Raw genomic sequence first — 22,083 nt, forward strand, 5'->3', positions numbered from 1 at the left:
CCTAGTTCTTATCGTCTGATGGTATTGGCTGAATCGCCTCGGTTAAGGCGCACGAATTGAGAGTTTTTTGGAAGCGGTGTCAAAGGCAAATTCGGCGAAATTCGGCGGATTTTGGGGCATGCGCGGTGAAATTCAGGGTGAAGCGTCCATTCACCCTGTGACGAGGCCGCGCACGGCGACGGGCCGGGCCCCGCTCGAGTGTCGGGGCCCGTCCGAGTCGCTGCGGCGCAGCATATCTTTTGCTAATGCGCGGTTTGCGAGGCCGGCTGGTGCGGGTGATCAGGCTGGCTCGCGAGATCGTCCGCCTCGGTCCACTCGATCGCCTCGGGCACGCTGCAGAGCGCCTGCGCGAGAACCTCGTCGACATGCGCGACGGGCACGATTTCGAGCCCCTCCTTCACATTGTCCGGGATTTCGGCGAGGTCCTTCACGTTCTCTTCGGGGATCAGGACCTTCTTGATCCCGCCCCTCAGCGCGGCGAGCAATTTCTCCTTGAGACCACCGATCGCCAGCACGCGACCGCGCAGTGTGACCTCGCCCGTCATCGCGACGTCGGGCCGCACCGGGATGCCGCTCAGCGTCGAGACGATCGAGGTGACCATGCCCACGCCCGCGCTCGGGCCGTCCTTGGGCACCGCTCCTTCGGGCAAATGGATATGGATGTTGCGGCGCTGGAACAGGCTCGGCCGGATGCCGTAGTGCGGGGCGCGCGCCTTGACGAAGCTGAAGGCCGCGGCGACGCTTTCGTTCATCACTTCGCCCAGCTTGCCGGTGGTCTTGATCTCGCCCTTGCCCGGCGTGGTCACGCTTTCGATGCTGAGCAGTTCGCCGCCGACTTCGGTCCAGGCGAGACCGGTGACGGCCCCGACCTGCGGCTCGTCCTCGCTCATGCCGTGCTTGAACTTACGCACCCCGGCGAACTCGCTGAGGTTCTCAGGCGTGATCGTGACGCTCTCGGCCTGTTTCTCGAGGATCTTGCGCAGGCTTTTGCGCGCCAGCCGCGCCAGTTCGCGCTCGAGCGTACGGACGCCCGCCTCGCGCGTGTAATAGCGGATAAGGTCGCGCAATGCGTCCTCGGTCAGCTCGAACTCGCCCTTCTTCAGGCCATGCTCTTCGACCTGCTTCGGCAGCAAGTGCCGCGTCGCGATTTCGACCTTCTCGTCCTCGGTATAGCCTTCGAGCCGGATGATCTCCATGCGATCCAGCAGCGGCTGCGGCAGGTTGAGGCTGTTCGCCGTGGTGACGAACATGATGTCCGACAGGTCGAGGTCCAGTTCGAGGTAATGATCCTGGAACTTCGAGTTCTGTTCAGGGTCGAGCACCTCGAGCAGCGCCGAAGCGGGATCGCCGCGGAAGTCCTGGCCGAGCTTGTCGATCTCGTCGAGCAGGAACAGCGGGTTGATCTTGCCGGCCTTCTTGAGGTTGGTGACGATCTTGCCCGGGAGCGAACCGATATAGGTACGGCGGTGGCCGCGAATCTCGGCCTCGTCGCGCACGCCGCCGAGCGACTGGCGCACGAACTCGCGCCCGGTCGCCTTGGCGATGCTCTTGCCCAGCGAGGTCTTGCCGACGCCCGGCGGGCCGACGAGGCAGAGGATCGGCCCCTTCAGCTTGCGCGTGCGCGCCTGCACGGCGAGATATTCGATGATCCGGTCCTTGACCTTCTCGAGGCCGTAGTGATCGGCATCGAGCACTTCCTGCGCCTTGCCGATGTCCTTCTTGACCTTGCTCTTCTTGCCCCATGGCAGGCCGAGCAGCACGTCGAGATAGTTGCGGATGACGGTCGCCTCGGCGCTCATAGGCTGCATGCTCCTGAGCTTCTTGAGCTCGGCCTCGGCCTTCTCGCGCGCTTCCTTCGACAGCTTGGTCTTGCCGATCTTCTCGGTCAGCTCGGCAATCTCGTTGCTGCCATCCTCGTCGCCGCCGAGCTCGTTCTGGATCGCCTTCAACTGCTCGTTGAGGTAATATTCGCGCTGGGTCTTCTCCATCTGCCGCTTCACACGGCCGCGGATCCGACGCTCGACCTGCAGCACCGACAGTTCGCCTTCCATGAAGGACATGACCATTTCGAGGCGCTTGAGCGGATCTTTCTCCACCAGCAGCGCCTGCTTGTCGGACACCTTGGCGTTCACGGCAGCGGCGATTGCATCGGCCAGTTCGCCGGCATCGTCGATATCGCCCAGCTGCTCGACCGCCTCTTCGCCGAGCTTCTTGTTGAGCTTGGCATATTCACCGAACTGCTCGACCACCTGGCGCATCATGGCAACCACTTCGCTACCCGAAGAGGTCACGGTGTCGATGATCGACACGCCGGCTTCGACATGCGCGCCGGACGGGGTCAGATTTTCGAGCGTCGCGCGGTCGCTGCCCTGAACCAGCACGCGCACGGTGCCATCGGGGAGCTTGAGCAGCTGGAGCACCTGCGCGATCACGCCGACATCGTAGAGATCGTCACGCACCGGATCGTCGCAACCGGGATCGAGCTGCGCCAGCAGGAAGATGTCCTTGCTGCCTTCCATCGCTGCTTCGAGCGCCGCAACCGATTTGTCGCGTCCGACGAACAGCGGCACGACCATGCCGGGAAAGACCACGATATCGCGCAGGGGGAGGAGGGGGTAGGTGTGGGTCATCAGCAATTCCGTTCGGGGCCGTCAGCGGCCGTTCGCAGGGAATATGGTGACACCCGACCCGAGGCGCAACGCCGCGCGCCAAACTCCATGTGGATGACGCAGTATTACAATGCCAACATGGTTAATTTGTGATATATGTGCAAAGCAGAGGGCTGAGGAAATTTGGTTTCCTTACGGGAGTAAATCGATGCTGAATTCCGTCATCTGCAAGGTGACCGGCCATCGAGTCAATCGGCGCCGCGTATGGCACGACGCCGTGGATTTTCGCACCACATGCGATCGATGCAACATACCCTTGATCCGTGACGACCGGGAGGGATGGCGACCGTTCGACAACGACCGGGACCTCCTCGAAGAACGCAAGGCGCACCCTCACAGCGCATAGGTCTCCGGCTGTAGCCGACCGATTTGCGAACAAGGCGAGATCGCCGCGCACCGCGCGAGCTGCCTGCAACGCGCCCGGTTTGGACGGAGGGCGGGCACACCATCATCGCGCCCTGACTGGTGCGTCGACGACGCAGGCTGCCGATTACAGGCCGGGCAGCTTGAAGCCCGGCGGCAGGCCCGCGCTCTGCTGAATATTGGCCATTTCCTCGGCCGACTTGCGATCGGCCCGGTCGCGCGCATCGTTGAAGGCGGCGGTCACGAGATCCTCGACGATCTGTTTTTCTTCGGGTTTCATCAGGCTTTCGTCGATGGTGACGCCGATGATGCGCCCGCGTGCCGTCGCGCGAACCTTGACGAGGCCGCCACCGGCCGTTCCCTCGACCTCGATTTCGTCGAGCTTGGCCTGGGCATCGCTCATCTGCTTCTGGATCGTTTCGGCGGCCTTCTGGGCCTGCGCGAGCATTTCTTCCATGTTCATGCTTTTCTACTCCAGGGTATCTCGCGGCGCGTGGGGGATACGCCGCCATCGTCAATCAGTTCGGCTTCGGGAAAGGCCTCGAAGGCCGCTTTCACCAGCGGGTGGGCTCGCGTTGCCGCAGCCGCAGCTTCGCGCTCGGCTTCGATCACCTCGACGAGCGAGGGGCTCCCCGCCCCGCCGGCGACCTCCTCGACGGTCCAGCGCTTTCCGGTATGCCGGTGCAGCGCCTCGCGCAGGACTGGCGCGATGTCGTCGGTGAACTTGGCATCGCGTCCATAGCGCAGGGTGCCGTCGGCCAGTTCGACCACGCGCACCTGCAGCCGCATGATGCTCGCCTCCTGCATCAGCCCCGAGGCATCGATGGCCTCGACCAGTTCTTGCCAGTCGACCGGGGCAGCAGCGGTTGCCGGAGCTGGCCCGGGCGTGCCGGTGGGCGCATTGGCCGCAGGGGCGACCGGCCCTGCCTCGGCCAGCGCCTCGATCTTCTTCGCCAGCTTGCCCGGATCGGGCATCTGCCCTGCATGAAGCGTGCGCAGCAGCGCCATGCGGAGGGCCACCAGCGGATCGGGTGCGAGCCGCACCTCCTCGTGCCCCTTGAGCAGCAACTGCCAGAGGCGATGGAGCTGTCCCGCGGGAAGCCGCGAGGCCCAGTCGGCGAGTTGCTCGCGCTCGTCTGGGCTGGCGCCTGCCGGTTCGCCGCCGGAAACCTGCGCAACCGTGATGCGGTGCGCGAGATCCATCTGCGCGCGCATCAGCGCCAGCGGTTCGACGCCAAGTGCATATTGCTCGTCGACTGCCTCGAGCAGCGCCTTGCCCTCGCCTTCGAGGATATGACCGAACAGCCGCCGCTGCGCGCCCTTGTCGGCGAGACCGAGCATGTCGCGTACGCGCGCGGCGGTCACCCTGCCCTCGGTATCGAGATCGGCATGGGCGATCGCCTGGTCGAGGATCGACAGGCCGTCGCGGACCGAACCTTCGGCCGCAACGGCGACGATATGCAAGGCCTCGGCATCCGCCTCGACACCTTCCTTGCGGCAGATCTCGGCGAAATGCGCTTCGAGCAGTTCAACCGGGATACGGCGCAGGTCGAAGCGCTGCGTGCGGCTGAGCACGGTGACGGGGAGCTTCTCGACCTCGGTCGTCGCGAAGAGGAATTTCACATGCGCCGGCGGTTCCTCCAGCGTCTTGAGCAGCGCGTTGAACGCGTTGCGCGAAAGCATGTGGACTTCGTCGATGATGTAGATCTTGTAGCGCGCGCTGACGGCGGCATAGCGCACCGCCTCGATGATCTCGCGCACGTCGTCGACACCGGTGTGCGACGCGGCGTCCATCTCGATCACGTCGATATGGCGGCCTTCGGCGATCGCGCGGCAGGGCTCGCATTCGCCGCAAGGGCTGATCGTCGGACCGCCCTGCCCGTCGGGACCGATGCAGTTCAGCGCCTTGGCGATGAGGCGCGCGGTCGAGGTCTTGCCCACCCCGCGCACGCCGGTCATCAGGAAGGCATGCGCCAGCCGGTCGCGCGCTATGGCATTAGCCAGGGTGCGGACCATTGCCTCCTGTCCGATCAGTTCGGCGAAAGTCTGGGGACGATACTTGCGCGCGAGCACGCGATAGGGTTGCGCAGGATCGGGCTTCGCCGGTGCCGGAGCAGTTTCCGGCGCTGGTGCCGGTGTGGGCGCAGGTGTCGGCGGTGCGCCGAACATCGATTCCTGCCCGGCCTGTTCGAGCTCCGCAGCGCTCGGCGCGTCGGGCTCTTCGACCTCGCTCTGCCACGGGAGGCCTTCTGTGTTGTCCGGTGAATCACCCATGCCCGACTAGGTAGGCACTGGCGCGGCAAAAGTCATGCCGTCGCGGTCACGAAATGTGGGTGAAAAAGGAGCCGGCCGACCCGCCGCAATCCACCTGGGCTGCTTCCTTCCGGACCTGACCCGGTGAGCGAACGCTAACGTCCGACCGACTCCCGAGGCGCCATATGGCGACGGGAGCGATAAAAATCAATTACCGAAAATTGTCGGCGTAGGCCTGCAGCTTGAGCGCCTTGGGCGGCGTCGCATGGACGCGCGCAACGATACCGTATTTCTCGGCATAGGCTTTCGCCTCGTCCTTGCTCGGGAAGGTCAGCTGCACCTGCGCCTGCGTGTCGCCGCTGCCGGTCCAGCCCATCAGCGGGTCGGCATGACGCGCTTCGGACTGCTCGAACTCGAGCACCCATTCGTCGGTACGGGCCTTGCCCGACTGCATGGCGTTCTTGGGTCGCTGGTAGATTCTCGCGGTCATGGGCGAGCCCTGTAATTCAGCCTCCGGATTTTGAAAAGGCGTTCTTGGTCTTCAAACTCGGCGCTTCGGCCCAGGGTTCCTCGGGCCAGCGATGCTTTGGATAGCGCCCCTTCATCTCCTTGCGGACATCGGCCCAGCTGCCGCGCCAGAAGCCGGGCAGGTCGCGCGTCGCTTGGATCGGGCGACCGGCGGGACTGGTCAGCTTGAGCAGCAGCGGGGTTTGACCGACCATGGGATGCCGTTCGAGCCCGAACAGCGCCTGCACGCGCACTTCCACGCTCGGCGCATCGTCGCCGGTGTAGTCGATCCGGTGGGTCGTGCCCGCTGGCGAGGTGAATTCGCGCGGCGCCACCCGATCGAGCTTCTGGCGGCTGTCCCAGTCGAGCTGGCCGAGCAGCGCATCGACGAGCTTGCCCTTGGGAACGGCGAGATCGCGTCGCCCCTGGAGCAGCGGGGCAAGCCAGTGCGATGCATTCTCGGCTAGCCCTTCGCTTGTCAAACCCTCGACCCCGGCGAAGCTCGCCCGCGCAAGCAGTTCTGCCGGAAGGAGTTTTGCCGGGTTTTCCAGAGCCTTTTCCACAAGCATGTCCACAATCGCCGCGGCATCGGGCGACGGATCGGGACCCCGCGCCAGCGTGATCGCGCCGAGCCTCCGCTCGACGAGTGCCTCGACCCGCTCGCCGGTCCAGCGCAGCACGTGGCGGCGTTCGATCCGCTCGGGGAGCCAGCGCTCGAGATCGCTCTCCTCGAGCGCGATCGCCGAGGTGATTCGCGCGCCCTTCGCCTGCCCCTGCGCATCGCCGACGACGAGGAACTCCGCCCGCGCCAGCGGCGACGCCGGGTCGAGCATGAAGCCCCTGCCCCCTGCGGTCACCCAGTTTTCGCCGCTGGCATCGCGGCGCCTGGCGATGAATTCGGGGCGTCCTGCGGCGAGGAGGATACCGGCCTTGGGCACGTCCTTTCCGGGCGAGGGTTGCACCAATTGTGCAGCCCGTTTCGCCCAGCGAGCGGCCAGCTTGCGGCTCGCTTCGGCGCGTGCGCCCCGGTCCGTGTTCCAGCGCGAGAGCCGGGCTTCCAGATCCTCGCAGCGGCCGCCCAGCCCCCTTTCCTGGAGCAGGAGCGCGATCCGGGCTGCCTCGACTTCCATTCCATGCTCCGCGCCGAACAGCACGGTAGCCGCGCCCTGTGGATCGAGCGGGAGCTGCGCAAGCTTCTGTCCCCGCTGGGTAATCCGCCCCTCCGCGTCGAGCGCGCCGAGAGCGAGAAGCGTCTGCCGCGCCGCGCTCACCGATGCATTCGGCGGCGGATCGAGCCATGCCAGTTCCGACGGATCGCCGCTGCCCCATTGCGCCAGCGCAAGCACCAAAGGCGCGAGGTCGGAGGTGAGCATCTCGGGTGGATCGTAGGGAGGTCGCCCACCATGTCCTGCCTCTTCCCACAAACGGTAGGCGACACCGGGCCCCTGCCGCGCCGCGCGCCCGGCGCGCTGCGCCGCCGCCGCCTGGCTGGCGCGATGGGTTACGAGATGCGTCGTCCCCGCCGCGCGGTCGAATTCGGCACGGCGCGAGAGGCCGGCGTCGACGACGACCGACACGCCATCGAGCGTGAGCGAGGTTTCCGCGATAGCCGTCGCCAGTACTATCCTGCGCCGTCCCTCGGGATCGCGCCGGATCGCAGCCCGCTGGCCCGCCGGATCGACCTGCCCGTGCAGCGGGAAAAGCAGTGCGGCGGGCAGGCGAGTCTCGAGCCGTTCGCGTACCCGCTCGATCTCGCGCACGCCCGGCAGGAAGGCGAGAACATCGCCCTCTTCCGCGCGCCAGGCCGTGACGATCGCCTGCGCCATCGCATCCTCGACCGCCAGTTGCGGCGAAGAGCCGAGCCACTCGATGCGCAGGGGATGCGCCCGGCCCTCGCTTTCGATTACCGGCGTGTCCTCGCCCAGCAGGCTCGCGAAGCGCGACCCGTCGATCGTCGCCGACATCACCAGCACGCGCAGGTCCTCGCGCAGCACGCTGCGGCTTTCGAGCGCCAGCGCGAGGCCGAGATCGCTGTCGAGATGCCGTTCGTGCGCCTCGTCGAAGAGCACGGCCGACACGCCTTCGAGTTCGGGATCGGCGAGGATCGTGTTCACGAAGATCGCCTCGGTCACCACCAGCACCCGGGTCTTCGCCGAGCGCTTGCTGTCGAGGCGCGTGAGGTAGCCGATCGTCTCGCCGGGCTTTTCGCCGAGCATCTCCGCCATACGCTCGGCCGCCGCGCGGGCCGCGACCCGGCGCGGCGAGGTGAGGATGATCGTGCCGGAACACCACTGCTCGTCGAGCAAGGCCGGTGCCACGGCCGTCGTCTTGCCGGCCCCAGGCGGCGCGACCAGCACCGCACCGGAATGCGCGCGCAAGGCTCCGAGCAATTCAGGGAGGACGGAATGGATCGGCAGGTCGGGCACGATAGCGGCCCTAGGACGGATCAGTACCCGCGCGCTACCGCGAAGAGCGCGGCCTGCGTCATCGCCTGGCGCGCCTTGCTGTCGGGGAAAATCGACAGCGCGTCGATCGCGCGCTGGGCGAAATGACGCGCGCGCAGCTTGGTATCGGCCACCGCCTGGTGGCGGTCGATCAGCGCGATCGCGTGTTCGAGGTCTTCGTCCTCGGTCCGGAATCCGCCGATCGCGGCCTTCCAGAACTCGCGCTCCTCCTCGCTCCCGCGGGCATAGGCGAGGATCACCGGCAGCGTCATCTTGCCTTCGCGAAAGTCGTCGCCGCGGTCCTTGCCCATGGCGGCGGCGTTCGAATCGTAATCGAGCGCGTCGTCGACCAGCTGGAAGGCCACGCCGAGATTGCGGCCGTATTCGTCGAGCGCCTGTTCCTGCGCTTCGCTGCATTCGGCGACCACCGCAGCGATCCGGCTCGCGGCGGCGAACAGCGCAGCGGTCTTGGCGCGGATGATGTGGAGGTAGCGCTGCTCGCTGGTGTCGATCTTGCGCTGCGCGGTGAGCTGGTCGACCTCGCCCTCGGCGATGATCGCGCTCGCGCCCGAGAGGATCTTGAGCACCTTGAGGCTGCCGTCCTCGGTCATCAGCTCGAAGCTGCGGCTGAAGAGGAAATCGCCCACGAGGACGGTCGCCGGATTGCCGTAGATGATGTTGGCCGCCGCCTTGCCGCGCCGCAAATCGCTGCCATCGACGACATCGTCGTGGAGCAGCGTCGCGGTATGAATGAACTCGACCGCGGCGGCGAGCTTGTGATGGCGCGTGCCCGAATACCCGACCAGTTCGGCCCCGGCGAGCGTCAACATCGGCCGCAGCCGTTTGCCGCCGCCCGAGATCAGATGCCCCGCCAGCGCCGGGATCAGCGGCACTTCGCTCTGCATCCGGTCAAGAATGACCTGGTTGACCTGGTTCATGCCCGGCGCGGTCAGCGCCAGCATGGGTTCGATCGAGCCTTCGGGTTCGGCGCGTTTCAGGGGAATTACGTCGGCGGACATTTCGGCTTGGCCATGGTCTGCCCAAGCTTTCTTGGCAAGACGGGATTTCTTGTTAGCGTGATCGCATGACCGAAACGCCCCAGCCCGATCCCGTCCTCGCCGGCTTCCGCAAGAGCATCGACAATATCGATGCAGCGCTGATCCACATGCTGGCGGAAAGGTTCCGGATCACCCAGGCGGTGGGTGCCTACAAGGCAAGGGTTACCCTGCCCCCGGCCGATCCGGCACGCGAACAGGAACAGATCGCGCGGCTCCGCCGGCTGGCGGAGGAAAGCGAGCTCGACCCCGAGTTCAGCGAGAAGTTCCTGCGCTTCATCATCGACGAGGTCATCCGCCACCACGAGCAGGCGGCGGGCCTCTAATCGCGCCCTAGCCGGCTGCGCGCGGCAGCGTCAGCCGTACGAGCAGGCCACCCAGATCCTCGCTCGTGTCTAGTTCGACCGAACCGCCATATATCGCGACCACATCGCGGACGATGGCGAGACCGAGCCCTGTCCCGGGTTTGCCCGTATCGAGCCGTGCACCGCGGTCGAAGATGCGCGTGCGCTCGGCAGGAGGAATGCCGGCCCCGTCGTCCTCGACCCAGATGATGCAGGCATCGCTCTCCCGCTCGGCATCGATGGTCACGAAGACGCTGCCACCGCCATATTTGGCGGCATTCTCGATCAGGTTGCCGAGGATTTCGTCGAGGTCCTGCCGCTCGATCGAAACCACCGCATCGCGATTGCCGTCGAGATCGAAGCGCGTGTTCTCGTAAATCCGCGTGACCGCGCGCAGCACGCTTTCCGCACTTGGCCAGACCTCGGCACGCGCATGCCCGCTGGCGCGCCGGCCCACTGCCCGAGCACGAGCGAGATGGTGCTCGACATGGCGCTGCATGGTGCGCGTCTCGCGGAACACCAGGTCGGCGAGCTTTGGATCATGCGCGGTCGCCGCATTGGTCAGGACGGTCAGCGGTGTCTTGAGCGCATGCGCGAGGTTGCCGGCATGCGTGCGCGCTTCCTCGGCCTGCTGTTCGGTATGCGCCAGCAAGGCGTTGATTTCCTCGACCAGCGGTTCGACTTCGAGCGGCAGCGGCTCGGTGATGCGGTTGGTGCCCTCGTTGCGCATCGCCTGAATCGCATTGCGCACGCGGCGCAGCGGCGACAGGCCGTACCAGCTCTGCAGCATCGCCAGTGTCATCAGGCCGAGCCCGAGCGCAGCGAAGCTCCACACCAGGATCGATCGGATGCGGCTAATCTGGTAGTCGAGCTCGCCACGCGCAGACGCGACCGCGAAGGTCCAGCGGGTATCGCTGTCGGGCAGGATGACGGTGCGCTCGACGATGCGCAGCGGTTCGCCTTCGAACTGGTAGGAATCGTAAAAATGCGGCGCGTTGTCGATGTGATCGCCTTCGATCGTCAGGCTGCGGTCCCACAGGCTGCGGCTGGGAAAGGGATCGTGCCCCTTGCCGCTGATCTGCCAGTAAACGCCGCTGTTGGGCTCGAGAAAGCGCTGGTCGCCGAGCGAGCGATAGAGCTGCACATCGCCGAAATTGTCGATCTCGGCCGAGGTGATCAGCGCGGTCTGGACGTATTCGAGTTGCTCATCGAAATTGTTCTCGACCAGGCGGACGAGCGTGCGGTCGAGCGCGAAGCCGCCGCCGAGGAGCAGCACGCCGATCCACAGCGCGGCGATCGCCATCATGCGCCGCGCGAGGCTCCGCCGCGCGCGCGGCGCGACCACGGTCACCGGATCTTCCACGGGCGCGCCGGCGGGCGGGATTCCCCCGACCGCCGCCGTCTCGCCGGACTCTGCCTCAGGCGCGCGGCTGGTCGGCGGGATCGTCGAGGCTGTATCCAAGTCCACGGATCGTCGTGATCACTTCCGCGCCCAGCTTCTTGCGGATGCGGGTGACGAAGACCTCGATCGTGTTCGAATCGCGGTCGAAATCCTGATCGTAGATGTGTTCGATCAGTTCGGTACGGCTGACCACCTTGCCCTTGTGGTGCATGAGGTAGCTCAGCAGCTTGTATTCCTGCGCGGTCAGCTTGACCGGCTCGCCCTTGAGCGTGACGCGGCCCGAGCGCGTGTCCAGGCGGACGTCGCCCGCGGTCAGTTCGGACGAGGTGTTGCCCGACGCACGACGAATCAGCGCGCGCAGGCGCGCGATCAGCTCTTCGGTCTGGAAGGGCTTGGCGAGATAATCGTCCGCGCCCGCATCGAGCCCGGCGACCTTGTCGCTCCAACTGTCACGCGCCGTGAGCACGAGCACAGGGAACTTGCGGCCCTCGCGGCGCCACATGCCGAGCACGGTGAGCCCGTCTATTTCGGGCAGGCCGAGGTCGAGGATGACGGCATCGTAATCCTCGGAGCTGCCGAGAAAATGGCCGTCCTCGCCATCGGTGGAAAGGTCCACCGCATAGCCGTTCTGTTCGAGCGTCGACTTGAGTTGCTGGCCCAGCGTGGGCTCATCCTCGACGATCAGGATCCTCATGAATATCCGTCCTTGATTGGTGTTTGTCGCGTTTCGTTCATGTAGATGAACGCGTCAACCTGAACGGCGTTTCACCAGGGATGCGATTTCAGCGGCTCCGGCGCAGGACCTTGCCCGTGCGCGCATCGACATCGACATACATCACGCGGCCGTCCTTGATGAACTTGAGCCGGTACGCCATCGCCGTCGAATCATAGGCCGGACCGAGATATTCCGCGCCGCGCATGGTCGGCAGGATGCGCGCCTCGATATCGCGCAACTGCAGGATATTGCCTGCATTCATCTCGCGCCGCGCCTCGCCCTGTTCCGAGCGGCGTTGCGCATCGGCAGGCGCGGAAACCAGAGGCCCGGCGACCAGCCCGAGGGCGAGAAAAGAGGCGAAAATGCGCGTCATTGTGCCTTCCTGCCTAGGTGGAGGGCATTGAACAAGGTGTGAATGTGGCAGGGAGGCACCATTCAGCCTAGCGGGTCATTTCATATTTGACGGTGAGCGAGACCATCGTCCCGACGAGACCCGGCTCGACAGGCGTCGGGGCGGCCGCAACCTTGATCGCCTGGCGCATGTCGGATTCCGCATAGGCGATCGGCCGATTGGTCATGATCGATTCGCTGATTTCGAGCAGTCGCACCCCGGTATAGCCCGACCAGCGCGCATATTCCTCGGCCTGCGTGCGGGCCTTGGCGAAGGCCGCCTTGCGCGCCTGCGCCCGGGCCTGCGTGTCGTCGTCGAGCGAGAAGCGCGGACCACTGAGATCGGTCGCCCCGGCGGCAACCAGCGCGTCGAGCACTTCGCCGGCCCGCTTGACCTCGCGCAGCGTTACGCTGACCCGGTTGGATGCCTGATAGCCGCGGAACACCTGACGTTGTTCGGACTGGTCATAGTCGTACTGCGCGCCAAGGTTGATCCCGGTGGTCTGGATATCGTCCTTGTCGATACCGAGCGCCTTGAGCCGCTCGATCACCGCAGTCATTTCGCGCGCATTGATCCGCATCGCCTCGACCGCCGTATAGGCCTGGCTGGAGACGCCCGCGCCGATCTCGACGATGTCGGGCTTGGCATCGACCGTTTCGCTCACCGACAGCTCGACCACCGGCCCCTGGCTGACGATCTGCACTTCGGCGGCCTGTGCACTAGTGGCGATGATACCTGCGGCGAGCGCGGGAATTGCGAAACGGATCATGGGCTTGCTCCTCATTGGTCGAACGGACTATCGCCTTGCCAGCTTTACGGCTTGCTGAATGGTTCCGTTCCCGCTTTCCTAGCGCGAAGCCGGTGGCCGGCCCACGGCGCCGATCGAGGGGGATTGCATGAAAGCCTGGACATTCGCACTGGCGGCATTGGCCGCGATCGCGGCACCGCCGCTCGCCGCGCAGATGGAGCGTGTGCCCGACCGGGTGGCGGGCGAAGGTGACGGACCGTTCGGCAAATTGCTGATCCGCGGCGCGACGGTGATCGAGGGATCGGGTGCGCCCCCGGCCGGTCCGGTCGACATTCTGGTCGAGGGCAATCGCATCGCCGCGCTCTACCCCGGCGGTGCGCCGGCGAACGAGGTGCAGGCCGCGCAGCGGGTGGTCGATGCCGCGGGCATGTATGTCCTGCCCGGCTTCGTCGACGTCCACGGGCACAATGGCGATGCCGTGAAGGCTCCGCAGCCCTCCTATGGCTACAAGCTCTGGCTCGCGCATGGCGTCACCACGGTGCGCGGGGTGAGCTTCTATTTCGGTCCCAACACGCCCGACCTCTCGGATGCTGCGCGCAGCGCTGCCAACACGATCACCGCTCCGCGCCTGATCCCGTACGCGGTGTTCGGCGACAAATGGTCTGGCGGCAACCCCGACAGTCCGGCCAAGGCGCGCGAATGGGTGCGCTGGGCCAAGGCGCAGGGCTATTGGGGCATCAAGTTCTTCAATTCCGCCTCGCCCGAAATTCTTGGCGCCGCGCTCGATGAAGCGAAGAAGCAGCAGATGGGTACCGTCGCCCATCTCGCCCAGACCGGCGTGGCCGAGGTCAATGCGCGCAAGGCCGTCGAACTCGGGCTTGGCGGCGTGACGCATTTCTACGGCCATTTCGAAAGCCTGCTGAAGGATGGGCTCCCCTACTATCCCGAAGACTACAATTACTTCGACGAGCAGTCGCGCTTCGGCTGGGTCGCGCGGCTGGCACCGCAGGCGGTCGAGCCGGGCAGCGAGAAGTGGGACGACTATGTAGACTTCCTCGTCGACAGCGGCGTCACGCTGAGCCCGACCTTCAACATCTATTCGGCCAGCCGCGACGTGATGGCCGCCAAGACACGCGACTGGCACGCGAAATACACCATCCCTTCGCTGATGGACTTCTACGCCCCCAGCGCCACCAATCACGGCAGCTATTACAAGGACTGGACCAGCGAGGACGAAACCGCCTGGCGCCAGTTCTACGCCAAGTGGTTCGCGCTGACGAAGGACTTCCACGATCGCGGCGGCCGCGTCACCGCAGGCTCGGACCCGGGCTATATCTACCAGACCTGGGGATTTGCTTACGTCGGCGAGCTCGAGATGTTGCGCGAGGCGGGGCTAGCGCCGCTCGCCGTGATCCGCGCTGCGACCATCGATGGCGCTCGCGAGATCTACGAGCCGCTGGGCAAGGAGGCGCCGATGGGGCGTATCGCGGTGGGCCAGCTGGCCGACCTCGTCATCGTGCCCGAGAACCCGCTCGCCAATCTGAAGGTGCTCTACGGCACCGGCCATACGCGGATGAACCCCGAGACCGGCGCGGTCGAGCAGGTCGGCGGGGTGCGCTGGACGGTCAAGGATGGCATTGTCTACGACGCGCACGCGCTGCTCGCCGATGTCGCCCGCATGGCCGAGGAGCAGCGCGCCGCGCGCTAGGCGCTTGCAGCATAGGCCGCGCGCGCCTACTTCGCGCGGCCTATGGCACAGCCCCCCATCCTCAGCCTCGAAGGCATGGCCCTGCAGCAGGGCGGCAAGTGGCTCTTCGGCGGTCCCGATCACGATCCGCTCGACCTGCATATTGGCCCGCGCGACCGCATCGCGCTGATCGGCCGCAACGGCGTCGGCAAGACTACGCTGTTCCGCATGATCGACGGTCGCGTCGAGACCGATGCCGGCATTCGCAAGACCAAGCCCGCACTGCGCATCGTGCTGCTCGAACAGGACCCCGACCTCACCGGCCATGCGACGCTGATGGACTGGGCGCTGGCCGGCGACCACGCGCCGCAGGAGCACGAGGTCGAGGCCATCGCGGGCCAGCTCGGCATCGACATGAGCCGCGAGACGACCGGCGCGAGTGGCGGCGAAAAGCGCCGCGCGGCGATCGCCCGCGCGCTGGCGCAGGATCCCGACCTGCTGCTGATGGACGAGCCGACCAATCACCTCGATCTCGGCGCGATCGACTGGCTCGAAGGCTGGCTCGACCGCTATCGCGGCGCCTTTCTCGTGATCAGCCACGACCGCACCTTCCTCAAGCGGCTGACGCGCTCGACGCTGTGGCTCGATCGCGGGAACCTGCGGCGCAAGGAAGTCGGCTTCGGCGGCTACGAGGCGTGGGAAGAGGCGGTCTATGCCGAGGAAGCGCGCGCGGCGGAGAAGCTCGACGCCAAGCTCAAGCTCGAGGCGCACTGGCTCGAGCGCGGGGTGACCGCGCGGCGCAAGCGTAACCAGGGGCGGCTCGAGAAGCTGTGGCAGATGCGCGCCCAGCGCGCCTCGATGATCAGTGCCGGTGGCACCGCCAAGCTCAAGCTCGCGACCGAGGAGGACTTCAAGTCGAAGTCGGTCATCGTCGCGCAGGACATCGCCAAGTCCTATGGCGATCGCACGATCATCAAGCCCTTCAGCCTGCGCATCCAGCGCGGCGACCGCATCGGCATCGTCGGCGCCAATGGCGCAGGCAAGACCACGCTGCTCAAAATGCTCACCGGCGAGCTCGAACCCGACAGCGGGACGGTCGAGATCGCCAAAACGCTGACCGGCGTGATGATCGACCAGCAGCGCCAGCTGCTGACCGCCGACAAGACCGTGCGCCAGATACTCGCCGAGGGCGGCGACTGGATCGATGTGCGCGGCAATCGCAAGCATGTGCAGGCCTATCTCAAGGACTTCCTGTTCGATCCCAAGATCGTCGACATGAAGGTCGGCGTGCTGTCGGGCGGCGAGCGCAGCCGGCTGCTGCTGGCGCGCGAATTCGCCAAGGCCTCGAACCTGCTCGTGCTCGACGAGCCGACCAACGATCTCGACCTCGAGACGCTCGACCTGCTGCAGGAGGTCATCGCCGACTACGAGGGGACGGTGCTGATCGTCAGCCACGATCGCGACTTCCTCGACCGCACGGTCACCATCACGCTCGGTCTCGACGGCACCGGTAAGGTCGACGTGGTCGCGGGCGGCTACGAGGACTGGGAGGCCAAGCGCCGCGAGCCGGTGGCGGGTAAGGCCAAGGCCGAGAAGGCGCCCGACAAGCCCGCGCCGCCCCCGCCACCTGCCCCCAAGTCGACCAAGCTCTCCTACAAGGATCAGCGCGACTACGAGTTGCTCCCGGCTCGGATCGAGGAGCTCGAGGCGGCGATCGCGAAGGGTGAGGACATCCTCTCGGACCCCGACCTCTACACCTCGGACCCGCAGCGTTTCGCCAATATCTCGCAGGGCGTCGAGAATGCGCGCAGCGAGAAGGACGCGGCGGAAGAGCGCTGGCTGGCGCTCGCCGAACTGGTCGAGGGATGAGCCTGCAGGCCGAGATTGCGGCCTGCCGGATCTGCGCAGACCACCTGCCGCACGGCGTGCGCCCGGTCGCCAGCTTTTCGGCAACCGCGCGGTTGCTGATCATCGGCCAGGCACCCGGATCGAAGGTCCACGAGAGCGGCATCCCGTGGGACGATGCCAGCGGCGACCGGTTGCGCGACTGGACCGGGCTGAGCAAGGACCAGATGTACGATCCCGCGCGCGTCGCGCTGGTACCGATGGGCTTCTGCTACCCCGGCAAGGCGAGCGGCGGCGACAAGCCGCCCCGCCCCGAATGCGCGCGTCAATGGCATGGCCGCGTGCTCGACCTGCTGCCCGAGGACCGGCTGACGCTGCTCGTCGGCACCTATGCGCAGGCGCATTATTTGTCCGAAGCGCGCAAGCTGTCGATGACCGAGCGCGTGCGCGGCTTTCGCGACTATCTCCCGCGCTTTCTCCCGCTGCCCCACCCCGCCTGGCGCTCGACGATCTGGATGCGACAGAACCCGTGGTTCGAAGCCGAGGTGCTGCCCGCACTGCGCAAAGAGGTCGCGCGGCACGTGTAGGATCGCCCGCGCGCCATTCCACGACATGGACCGCCTGTTACACGGTCCAAGAGGAAAAACGGCGCTCACCCGATGCGGTAGAAATCGGCCACCCGGTCGAGCGCGAATTTGAGCACCAGCTTGCCGCTTCGCGCGGGCCATTCAAGAGCCCGCTCCGCCGCTGGGACACCCTCGCCCGCGCAGACCACGCGCCACAATATGTCGGTCAGTCCCGGGCCTGCAGCGGCGATCGCGCCGTCGAAGCGCGCCTTGGCCGCGATCTGGCGCTCGGACGGCGTCAGCCCCGCGCTGGCGCCGCCGTCGACGCGGACCGGGTCCCAGCGCATGGTGACCGCAGGCGCCAGCTGCGCGCGCTCGTAATCGGTGCGCAACCGCTCGCCGGCGTCGAACTGCCGGTCGCTCAGATGGCCACGCGCATGCAGCCAGCCGAGCGGGCTTTCGGCGAGGTTGACGGTCACGCTGCGGCGCTTGCCCCTTGCCCCGACACCGCGGCGCGGGCCTTCTTCGGTCAGTTCGCGTTCGACGAGATGGCGGCGGGGCATGGGCGTCTCCTTGGCTGGAAGAATTCCCTTGCGCCTTCTCGGTTCATGTAGGAAAGAGTGAAAACCAAATCGGTTATATATGGAAGCGTGATGATCAATCGCATCCGCGACATCCGCAAGCAGAAGGGCCTGACGCTGGCCGATCTGGCCGCGGCCTGCTCCCCGCCGACTACGCCGCAGACCGTCGGGCGGCTCGAAACCGGCATGCGCAACCTCTCGCTCAAATGGATGGAGCGGATCGCCGCCGCGCTCGAGGTCGATCCCGAAATGCTCGTGCGCAGCGAGGACACCGATCCCCCGCAAGTCGTCGCGCGTTTGGCGAGGGATGGGCCCGAGGCGCTCTCCGCACCGCGTGACGCGATCCTGTCGACCGACCTCGGCGGCGATGGTGCGCTGATGGTGCTCGAAATCGACTACCCGCATGGCGAGTACCGTCCGGGCGACCTCTTGTGGCTGCGCCAACTCGATCCCGCCGAGACCTCGCGCGCGATCAACCGCGACGTCCTGGTGCCGCGGAAAGGCGGCCGCTTCGCCTTTGGGCGGCTGATCGACCGGCAGGGCAGCCTCGTCGGCCTGTTGCCGCCAGGGCATGGCCAGAAGCAGCAGGTGGTCGATAGCCCGCCGTGGATCGCGCTGGCCGAAATGCTGGTGCGCCCCTTGTGAGCGGGGCCAAGACCCGCCGCGTGCTGTCGCTCTCCACGCTGTTTCCCAACGCCGCCCATCCGCGCTTCGGCATCTTCGTCGCCAAGTCGCTCGAGGCACTGCAGCGCGACACGCATTGGGACGTGACGCTCATCAACCCGATCGGCCTGCCGCCGCTGGCGCTAGGCCGCTACAGACCGCTCGCCGCGGCCGCGCGTGACGGGCAGGAATTCGGCATGGCCGTGCATCGCCCGGTCTTCCGGCTGATCCCGAGGTTCGGTGGCCGGCTCAACCCCAAGCTGATCGCGCATGCGGTGCTGCCGCTGGCCCGCCGCCTCCACGCCGAGCGCCCCTTCGACCTCGTCGATGCGCAGTTCTTCTATCCCGACGGCCCCGCCGCGATGCTGGTTGCACGCGAGCTCGGCCTGCCCTTCTCGGTCAAGGCGCGTGGGGCCGACATCCATCACTGGGGCGCGCGCGGCTATGGCCGCGCGGCGCTGCTCGACACGGCCCGCGAAGCGGCGGGCGTCCTGGCGGTATGCGAGGCGCTGGCCGACGACATGGCAATGCTCGGCATGGCGCGCGACCGGATCGCCGTGCATTACACAGGGCTCGACCGCGACCTGTTCCGCCCGATGGATCATGGGGGCCTGCGCGCCCGGCTGGCGACCAGCTTCTCCGTCCCCATCGCCGGGGACGACCTGCTGCTGGTGACCGTCGGCGCGCTGATCGAACGCAAGGGGCAGGCCTATGTCATCAAGGCGCTCGCCGATCTGCCCAAGGGCAGGCTCCTCCTCGTCGGCAAGGGCGAGGACGAGGCGAGCTTGCGCGCGCTGGCAAAGGAGGTCGGTGTCGCCGAGCGCGTCCACTTCCTCGGCAGTCTCGATCCCTCTACCCTGCCGCCGATCCTCTCGGCCGCCGATGCCATGGTGCTGCCCTCGGCCAGCGAGGGGCTGGCGAACGCCTGGATCGAGGCCCTCGCCTGCGGCACACCGATCGTCATCACCGATGCGGGCGGCGCGCGCGAAGTAGTAACCTCGCCCGCAGCCGGCGCGATCGTCGCGCGCAACTGCCGCGCCATCCGCGAAGGGATTCTCGCGGTGACCGCCCGTCCCCGCTCACCCCAGGAGGTGGCGGCGTGCGTCGATGGCTTCAGCTGGGAAGCGAACGGAGCGGCGCTGGCCGCCCATTACGATGGCCTTGCCTGAATCGAGTTCGGAAAGCGCCTGCGCGCTTCCATCGCGGCGGCGGCGGGCCGCAAGGTCAGGACGGAGGTCCTGACCTTGAGCAACAAAAAACTCACACCAGCCCGCGCGCCTTCTTTTCCTGTTCGTCGGCCACGCTTTCGGTCGGCACGAAGCTGTCGCTCGTGACGCCCAGCCAGACCAGGAACGGTGCCGCCATGTAGATCGAGCTGTAGGTCCCGACGAACAGGCCCAGCGTGATACCCGCGACCATGCCGAACAGGCTGGCGGGGCCGAAGAACAGCAGCGGGATCAACGCGATAAGCAGCGTGAGCGAGGTCATCACCGTACGCGCGAGCGTCTCGTTGACCGAGAGGTCGAGCAGTTCGGGCAGCGGCATCTTGCGGAATTTCTTCAAATTCTCGCGGATGCGGTCGTAGACGACGATGGTGTCGTTGAGCGAATAGCCGATGATCGCGAGGATCGCGGCGATGATCTGCAGGCTGAACTCCATCTGGAACAGCGCGAACATGCCCAGCGTCAGGCTCACGTCGTGGAACAGCGCGAACAACGCACCGACGCCGAACTGCCATTCGAAGCGGATCCAGATGTAGAGCGCGATCGCCGCCATCGCCGCGAGCAGTGCGTAGAGCGCGGTCTGGCGGAATTCGCCCGAGACCTTGCCCGAGACGTTGTCGTTGCCGTCGAGGCGGAAGTCGTCATATTCGCCCTGCAACGTCTCGACGATGGTGTTGGCAGCGGCCTGCGCGGCTTCCTTGTCGGCCGAAACATCGTCGGGAAGGCGCACACGGATCGAGACCTGGTTGTCCTCGCCGAAGCGCTGGACCACCGGATCGCCATAGCCGAGCGTCGCGATCTTCTCGCGCAGTTCGCCCACGGGCGCCTCGGCGCTCTGGGTGAAGGTCGCGCGAACCTCGAGGCCGCCGGCGAAATCGACGCCGTAATTGAGCCCCTTGGTGAGAACCAGCGCCCAGCTCGCCGCGATCAGCAGCAGGCTGACGGCGAAGAAGGGCACGCGCCACTTGAGGAACTTGATGTTGGTATCGTCGGGGACGAGCTTGAGCAGTTTCATCTATCCCGCCTCCTTACAGCACGATGTCTTTGGGTTTGGCCTTGCGCAGCCAGTCGGCGACCCACATGCGGGTCAGCGTGACGGCGGTGAAGACCGAGGTGAACAGGCCGATCACCAGCACCACGGCAAAGCCGCGCACCGGACCGCTGCCGAACAGGAACAGCAGCACGCCGGCGATAAAGTTGGTGATGTTCGCGTCGTAGATCGCGCGGCTGGCTTCCTTGTAGCCATTCTCGACCGCGGCGACCACGCGCCGCCCACGCTTGCGCTCTTCGCGAATGCGCTCGTTGATCAGCACGTTGGCGTCGACCGCCGCACCGATCGTCAGGACGAAGCCGGCGATACCGGGCAAGGTCAGCGTAGTGTTGAGGAAGGCCATGACGCCGAGCAGCATGAGCACGTTGAACACCAGCGCGACCGTCGCATAGACGCCGAAGCGGCCGTAGGTGACGATCATGAGCAGCACCACGAGCAGCGAGCCGATGGCCATGGCGACCATGCCCTGGCGGATCGAATCCGCGCCGAGATCGGGCCCGACGGTGCGTTCCTCGATCACCGCGAGGTCGACCGGCAGGGCGCCCGAGCGCAGCGAAATCGCCAGCTGATTGGCGGTATCGACCGAGAAGCCGCCCGAAATCTGCGCCGTGCCGCCGCGGATCGGCTCGTTGATATTGGGGGCGGAGAGCACCTTGCCGTCGAGGATGATGGCGAAGGGCTTGCCGACGTTTTCGCTGGTCAGCTTGGCGAAGCGGAACCCGCCGTCGCTGTCGAACTGGATGTTGACCACCGGTTCGTTGGTCTGCGGATCGAAGCTCTGCTGCGCACCGGTGAGGTTGTCGCCGCGAATACCGCCGAGACGGCGTACCGCGACCGAGCTGCCGACGAAGTCCGAGGTTTCGGCATAGGGGAAGATTTCCGATCCCGGCGGGGCGAGGCCCTGCTGGACGTCGCTCTGCAGTGCCTGCTGGTCGACCAGCTTGAACTCGAGCTTGGCGGTCTGGCCGAGCAGCGCCTTGAGCTGGTCGGGATCCTGCAGGCCGGGAACCTGGACGACGATGCGCGTGTCACCCTGGCGGATGATGGTCGGCTCGCGCGTGCCCAGTTCGTCGATCCGCTTGCGCACGACTTCGGTGGCGCTTTCCATCGCGTCGCTCACCGCCTGATCGGTCCCCTCCTGCGTGGGGGTGAGGATCATGCGATTGCCGTCCTCGACGGTCAGGTTCCATTCGCGCACCAGGCCGGTGCCGTTGATCGAGGGCAGCAACAGTTCGCGCGCCCGATCGATCTCGCTCGGATCGTCGAGCACAAAGCTCAGCCGTCCGCCGCGGGTCGAGACGTCGCCGATGCGGATGCGCGGTTCGGCGCGGCGCATCGTGTTGCGTACGTTCTCTTCCATGTTCTCGAGCCGCTGCGCCGCGACCTGCGAGGAATCGGCTTCGAGCAGGATATGGCTGCCGCCGGCAAGGTCGAGACCGAGGTTGACCATCGGATCGGGCAGCGCGTCGGGCCAGCGGATGCTGGTCGCGGAGAGCAGCGAAGGCAGCGCGGCGAGACAGCACAGCGCCGTCACCAGCCACAGCCATGCCTTACGCCAGGTGGGGAAATCGAGCAT

19 protein-coding genes and 1 other RNA gene are annotated in these 22,083 nt (G+C 66.3%); 6 read left to right on the plus strand and 14 right to left on the minus strand.

Features of this window, described 5'->3' with window-relative positions; translation table 11 throughout:
• Window positions 1–242: 242 nt before the first annotated feature.
• From lon to K3181_RS09720, 7 genes are all read right to left on the minus strand, one after another.
• Window positions 243–2,630, minus strand: a complete 2,388-nt coding sequence (gene lon, locus K3181_RS09690; protein ID WP_221602920.1) for an endopeptidase La — start codon at window positions 2,628–2,630, stop codon at window positions 243–245.
• Window positions 2,631–3,159: 529 nt separating this feature from the next.
• Window positions 3,160–3,495, minus strand: a complete 336-nt coding sequence (locus K3181_RS09695) for a YbaB/EbfC family nucleoid-associated protein (RefSeq protein WP_247715063.1) — start codon at window positions 3,493–3,495, stop codon at window positions 3,160–3,162.
• Entirely contained in the window at window positions 3,492–5,306 is a 1,815-nt protein-coding gene (locus K3181_RS09700; RefSeq protein ID WP_221602921.1) for a DNA polymerase III subunit gamma/tau, read from the minus strand. Before K3181_RS09700 ends, K3181_RS09695 begins: the two co-directional genes overlap by 4 nt.
• Before the next feature lie 61 nt (window positions 5,307–5,367).
• An RNA gene (gene ffs / locus K3181_RS09705) (signal recognition particle sRNA small type) lies at window positions 5,368–5,462 on the minus strand.
• Between the two features lie 34 nt (window positions 5,463–5,496).
• On the minus strand, window positions 5,497–5,775 hold the full coding sequence (locus K3181_RS09710) for an ETC complex I subunit (RefSeq protein WP_221602922.1): 279 nt from the start codon (window positions 5,773–5,775) through the stop codon (window positions 5,497–5,499).
• Between the two features lie 16 nt (window positions 5,776–5,791).
• Window positions 5,792–8,218 (minus strand): ATP-dependent helicase HrpB, encoded by a 2,427-nt coding sequence (gene hrpB, locus K3181_RS09715; RefSeq protein ID WP_221602923.1) that lies wholly within the window; start codon window positions 8,216–8,218, stop codon window positions 5,792–5,794.
• 20 nt (window positions 8,219–8,238) lie between these two features.
• Entirely contained in the window at window positions 8,239–9,255 is a 1,017-nt protein-coding gene (locus tag K3181_RS09720; protein WP_221602924.1) for a polyprenyl synthetase family protein, read from the minus strand.
• 65 nt (window positions 9,256–9,320) lie between these two features.
• Here K3181_RS09720 and K3181_RS09725 point away from each other — a divergent pair, with 65 nt between their 5' ends.
• A complete protein-coding gene (locus K3181_RS09725) occupies window positions 9,321–9,617 on the plus strand; it encodes a chorismate mutase (protein WP_221602925.1) in 297 nt (98 codons plus the stop codon).
• A 7-nt stretch (window positions 9,618–9,624) separates the two neighbouring features.
• Here the strand turns inward: K3181_RS09725 and K3181_RS09730 are convergent, their stop codons facing one another.
• The 4 genes from K3181_RS09730 to K3181_RS09745 form a co-directional block, all read right to left on the minus strand.
• Window positions 9,625–11,097 (minus strand): sensor histidine kinase, encoded by a 1,473-nt coding sequence (locus tag K3181_RS09730; RefSeq protein ID WP_425594546.1) that lies wholly within the window; start codon window positions 11,095–11,097, stop codon window positions 9,625–9,627.
• Window positions 11,054–11,731 carry a response regulator transcription factor gene (locus K3181_RS09735; protein ID WP_221602926.1) on the minus strand — a complete coding sequence of 226 codons (678 nt, stop codon included), beginning with the start codon at window positions 11,729–11,731 and terminating at the stop codon, window positions 11,054–11,056. Before K3181_RS09735 ends, K3181_RS09730 begins: the two co-directional genes overlap by 44 nt.
• Window positions 11,732–11,819: 88 nt before the next feature.
• Window positions 11,820–12,125, minus strand: coding sequence for a PepSY domain-containing protein (locus tag K3181_RS09740; protein ID WP_221602927.1), 306 nt, complete (start codon window positions 12,123–12,125; stop codon window positions 11,820–11,822).
• A 67-nt stretch (window positions 12,126–12,192) separates the two neighbouring features.
• Window positions 12,193–12,912, minus strand: coding sequence for an SIMPL domain-containing protein (locus K3181_RS09745; protein WP_221602928.1), 720 nt, complete (start codon window positions 12,910–12,912; stop codon window positions 12,193–12,195).
• Window positions 12,913–13,039: 127 nt separating this feature from the next.
• On the opposite strand from K3181_RS09745, the gene K3181_RS09750 reads away from it, so the two are divergent.
• From K3181_RS09750 to K3181_RS09760, 3 genes are read left to right on the plus strand one after another with little or no spacing between them, the layout of a single operon-like run.
• Window positions 13,040–14,599 (plus strand): amidohydrolase family protein, encoded by a 1,560-nt coding sequence (locus K3181_RS09750; RefSeq protein WP_221602929.1) that lies wholly within the window; start codon window positions 13,040–13,042, stop codon window positions 14,597–14,599.
• 42 nt (window positions 14,600–14,641) lie between these two features.
• Complete coding sequence (locus K3181_RS09755) at window positions 14,642–16,447, plus strand: ABC-F family ATP-binding cassette domain-containing protein (protein WP_221602930.1); 1,806 nt, start codon at window positions 14,642–14,644, stop codon at window positions 16,445–16,447.
• Window positions 16,444–17,010 (plus strand): uracil-DNA glycosylase family protein, encoded by a 567-nt coding sequence (locus K3181_RS09760; protein WP_221602931.1) that lies wholly within the window; start codon window positions 16,444–16,446, stop codon window positions 17,008–17,010. Before K3181_RS09755 ends, K3181_RS09760 begins: the two co-directional genes overlap by 4 nt.
• 65 nt (window positions 17,011–17,075) lie before the next feature.
• Here K3181_RS09760 and K3181_RS09765 read toward each other — a convergent pair whose 3' ends face one another.
• Window positions 17,076–17,552 (minus strand): DUF6456 domain-containing protein, encoded by a 477-nt coding sequence (locus K3181_RS09765; protein WP_221602932.1) that lies wholly within the window; start codon window positions 17,550–17,552, stop codon window positions 17,076–17,078.
• A 90-nt stretch (window positions 17,553–17,642) separates the two neighbouring features.
• Here K3181_RS09765 and K3181_RS09770 point away from each other — a divergent pair, with 90 nt between their 5' ends.
• On the plus strand, window positions 17,643–18,215 hold the full coding sequence (locus tag K3181_RS09770; RefSeq protein ID WP_221602933.1) for a helix-turn-helix domain-containing protein: 573 nt from the start codon (window positions 17,643–17,645) through the stop codon (window positions 18,213–18,215).
• The gene (locus K3181_RS09775) at window positions 18,212–19,402 is read left to right on the plus strand and encodes a glycosyltransferase (RefSeq protein WP_221602934.1); all 1,191 of its coding nucleotides are present in this window, start codon (window positions 18,212–18,214) and stop codon (window positions 19,400–19,402) included. Before K3181_RS09770 ends, K3181_RS09775 begins: the two co-directional genes overlap by 4 nt.
• 91 nt (window positions 19,403–19,493) lie before the next feature.
• Here K3181_RS09775 and secF read toward each other — a convergent pair whose 3' ends face one another.
• Together secF and secD are read right to left on the minus strand one after the other, a co-directional pair.
• On the minus strand, window positions 19,494–20,471 hold the full coding sequence (gene secF / locus K3181_RS09780; RefSeq protein ID WP_221602935.1) for a protein translocase subunit SecF: 978 nt from the start codon (window positions 20,469–20,471) through the stop codon (window positions 19,494–19,496).
• Window positions 20,472–20,484: 13 nt separating this feature from the next.
• Window positions 20,485–22,083: a protein translocase subunit SecD gene (secD, locus tag K3181_RS09785; protein ID WP_221602936.1), complete on the minus strand. Its 1,599-nt coding sequence runs from the start codon at window positions 22,081–22,083 to the stop codon at window positions 20,485–20,487.

The organism is Qipengyuania mesophila (assembly GCF_019711655.1).
GTDB classification, from domain to species: domain Bacteria; phylum Pseudomonadota; class Alphaproteobacteria; order Sphingomonadales; family Sphingomonadaceae; genus Qipengyuania; species Qipengyuania mesophila.

What these genes read in the sequence shown, in the direction of transcription:
- K3181_RS09745 (WP_221602928.1), bottom strand. Translation starts at nt 12,912, where the DNA reads ATGATCCGTTTCGCAATTCCCGCGCTCGCCGCAGGTATCATCGCCACT.
- secD (WP_221602936.1), bottom strand. Translation starts at nt 22,083, where the DNA reads ATGCTCGATTTCCCCACCTGGCGTAAGGCATGGCTGTGGCTGGTGACG.
- K3181_RS09755 (WP_221602930.1), top strand. Translation starts at nt 14,642, where the DNA reads ATGGCACAGCCCCCCATCCTCAGCCTCGAAGGCATGGCCCTGCAGCAG.
- K3181_RS09765 (WP_221602932.1), bottom strand. Translation starts at nt 17,552, where the DNA reads ATGCCCCGCCGCCATCTCGTCGAACGCGAACTGACCGAAGAAGGCCCG.
- K3181_RS09760 (WP_221602931.1), top strand. Translation starts at nt 16,444, where the DNA reads ATGAGCCTGCAGGCCGAGATTGCGGCCTGCCGGATCTGCGCAGACCAC.
- secF (WP_221602935.1), bottom strand. Translation starts at nt 20,471, where the DNA reads ATGAAACTGCTCAAGCTCGTCCCCGACGATACCAACATCAAGTTCCTC.
- K3181_RS09750 (WP_221602929.1), top strand. Translation starts at nt 13,040, where the DNA reads ATGAAAGCCTGGACATTCGCACTGGCGGCATTGGCCGCGATCGCGGCA.
- K3181_RS09735 (WP_221602926.1), bottom strand. Translation starts at nt 11,731, where the DNA reads ATGAGGATCCTGATCGTCGAGGATGAGCCCACGCTGGGCCAGCAACTC.
- K3181_RS09725 (WP_221602925.1), top strand. Translation starts at nt 9,321, where the DNA reads ATGACCGAAACGCCCCAGCCCGATCCCGTCCTCGCCGGCTTCCGCAAG.
- K3181_RS09720 (WP_221602924.1), bottom strand. Translation starts at nt 9,255, where the DNA reads ATGTCCGCCGACGTAATTCCCCTGAAACGCGCCGAACCCGAAGGCTCG.
- K3181_RS09770 (WP_221602933.1), top strand. Translation starts at nt 17,643, where the DNA reads ATGATCAATCGCATCCGCGACATCCGCAAGCAGAAGGGCCTGACGCTG.
- K3181_RS09700 (WP_221602921.1), bottom strand. Translation starts at nt 5,306, where the DNA reads ATGGGTGATTCACCGGACAACACAGAAGGCCTCCCGTGGCAGAGCGAG.
- K3181_RS09710 (WP_221602922.1), bottom strand. Translation starts at nt 5,775, where the DNA reads ATGACCGCGAGAATCTACCAGCGACCCAAGAACGCCATGCAGTCGGGC.
- K3181_RS09695 (WP_247715063.1), bottom strand. Translation starts at nt 3,495, where the DNA reads ATGAACATGGAAGAAATGCTCGCGCAGGCCCAGAAGGCCGCCGAAACG.
- K3181_RS09740 (WP_221602927.1), bottom strand. Translation starts at nt 12,125, where the DNA reads ATGACGCGCATTTTCGCCTCTTTTCTCGCCCTCGGGCTGGTCGCCGGG.
- lon (WP_221602920.1), bottom strand. Translation starts at nt 2,630, where the DNA reads ATGACCCACACCTACCCCCTCCTCCCCCTGCGCGATATCGTGGTCTTT.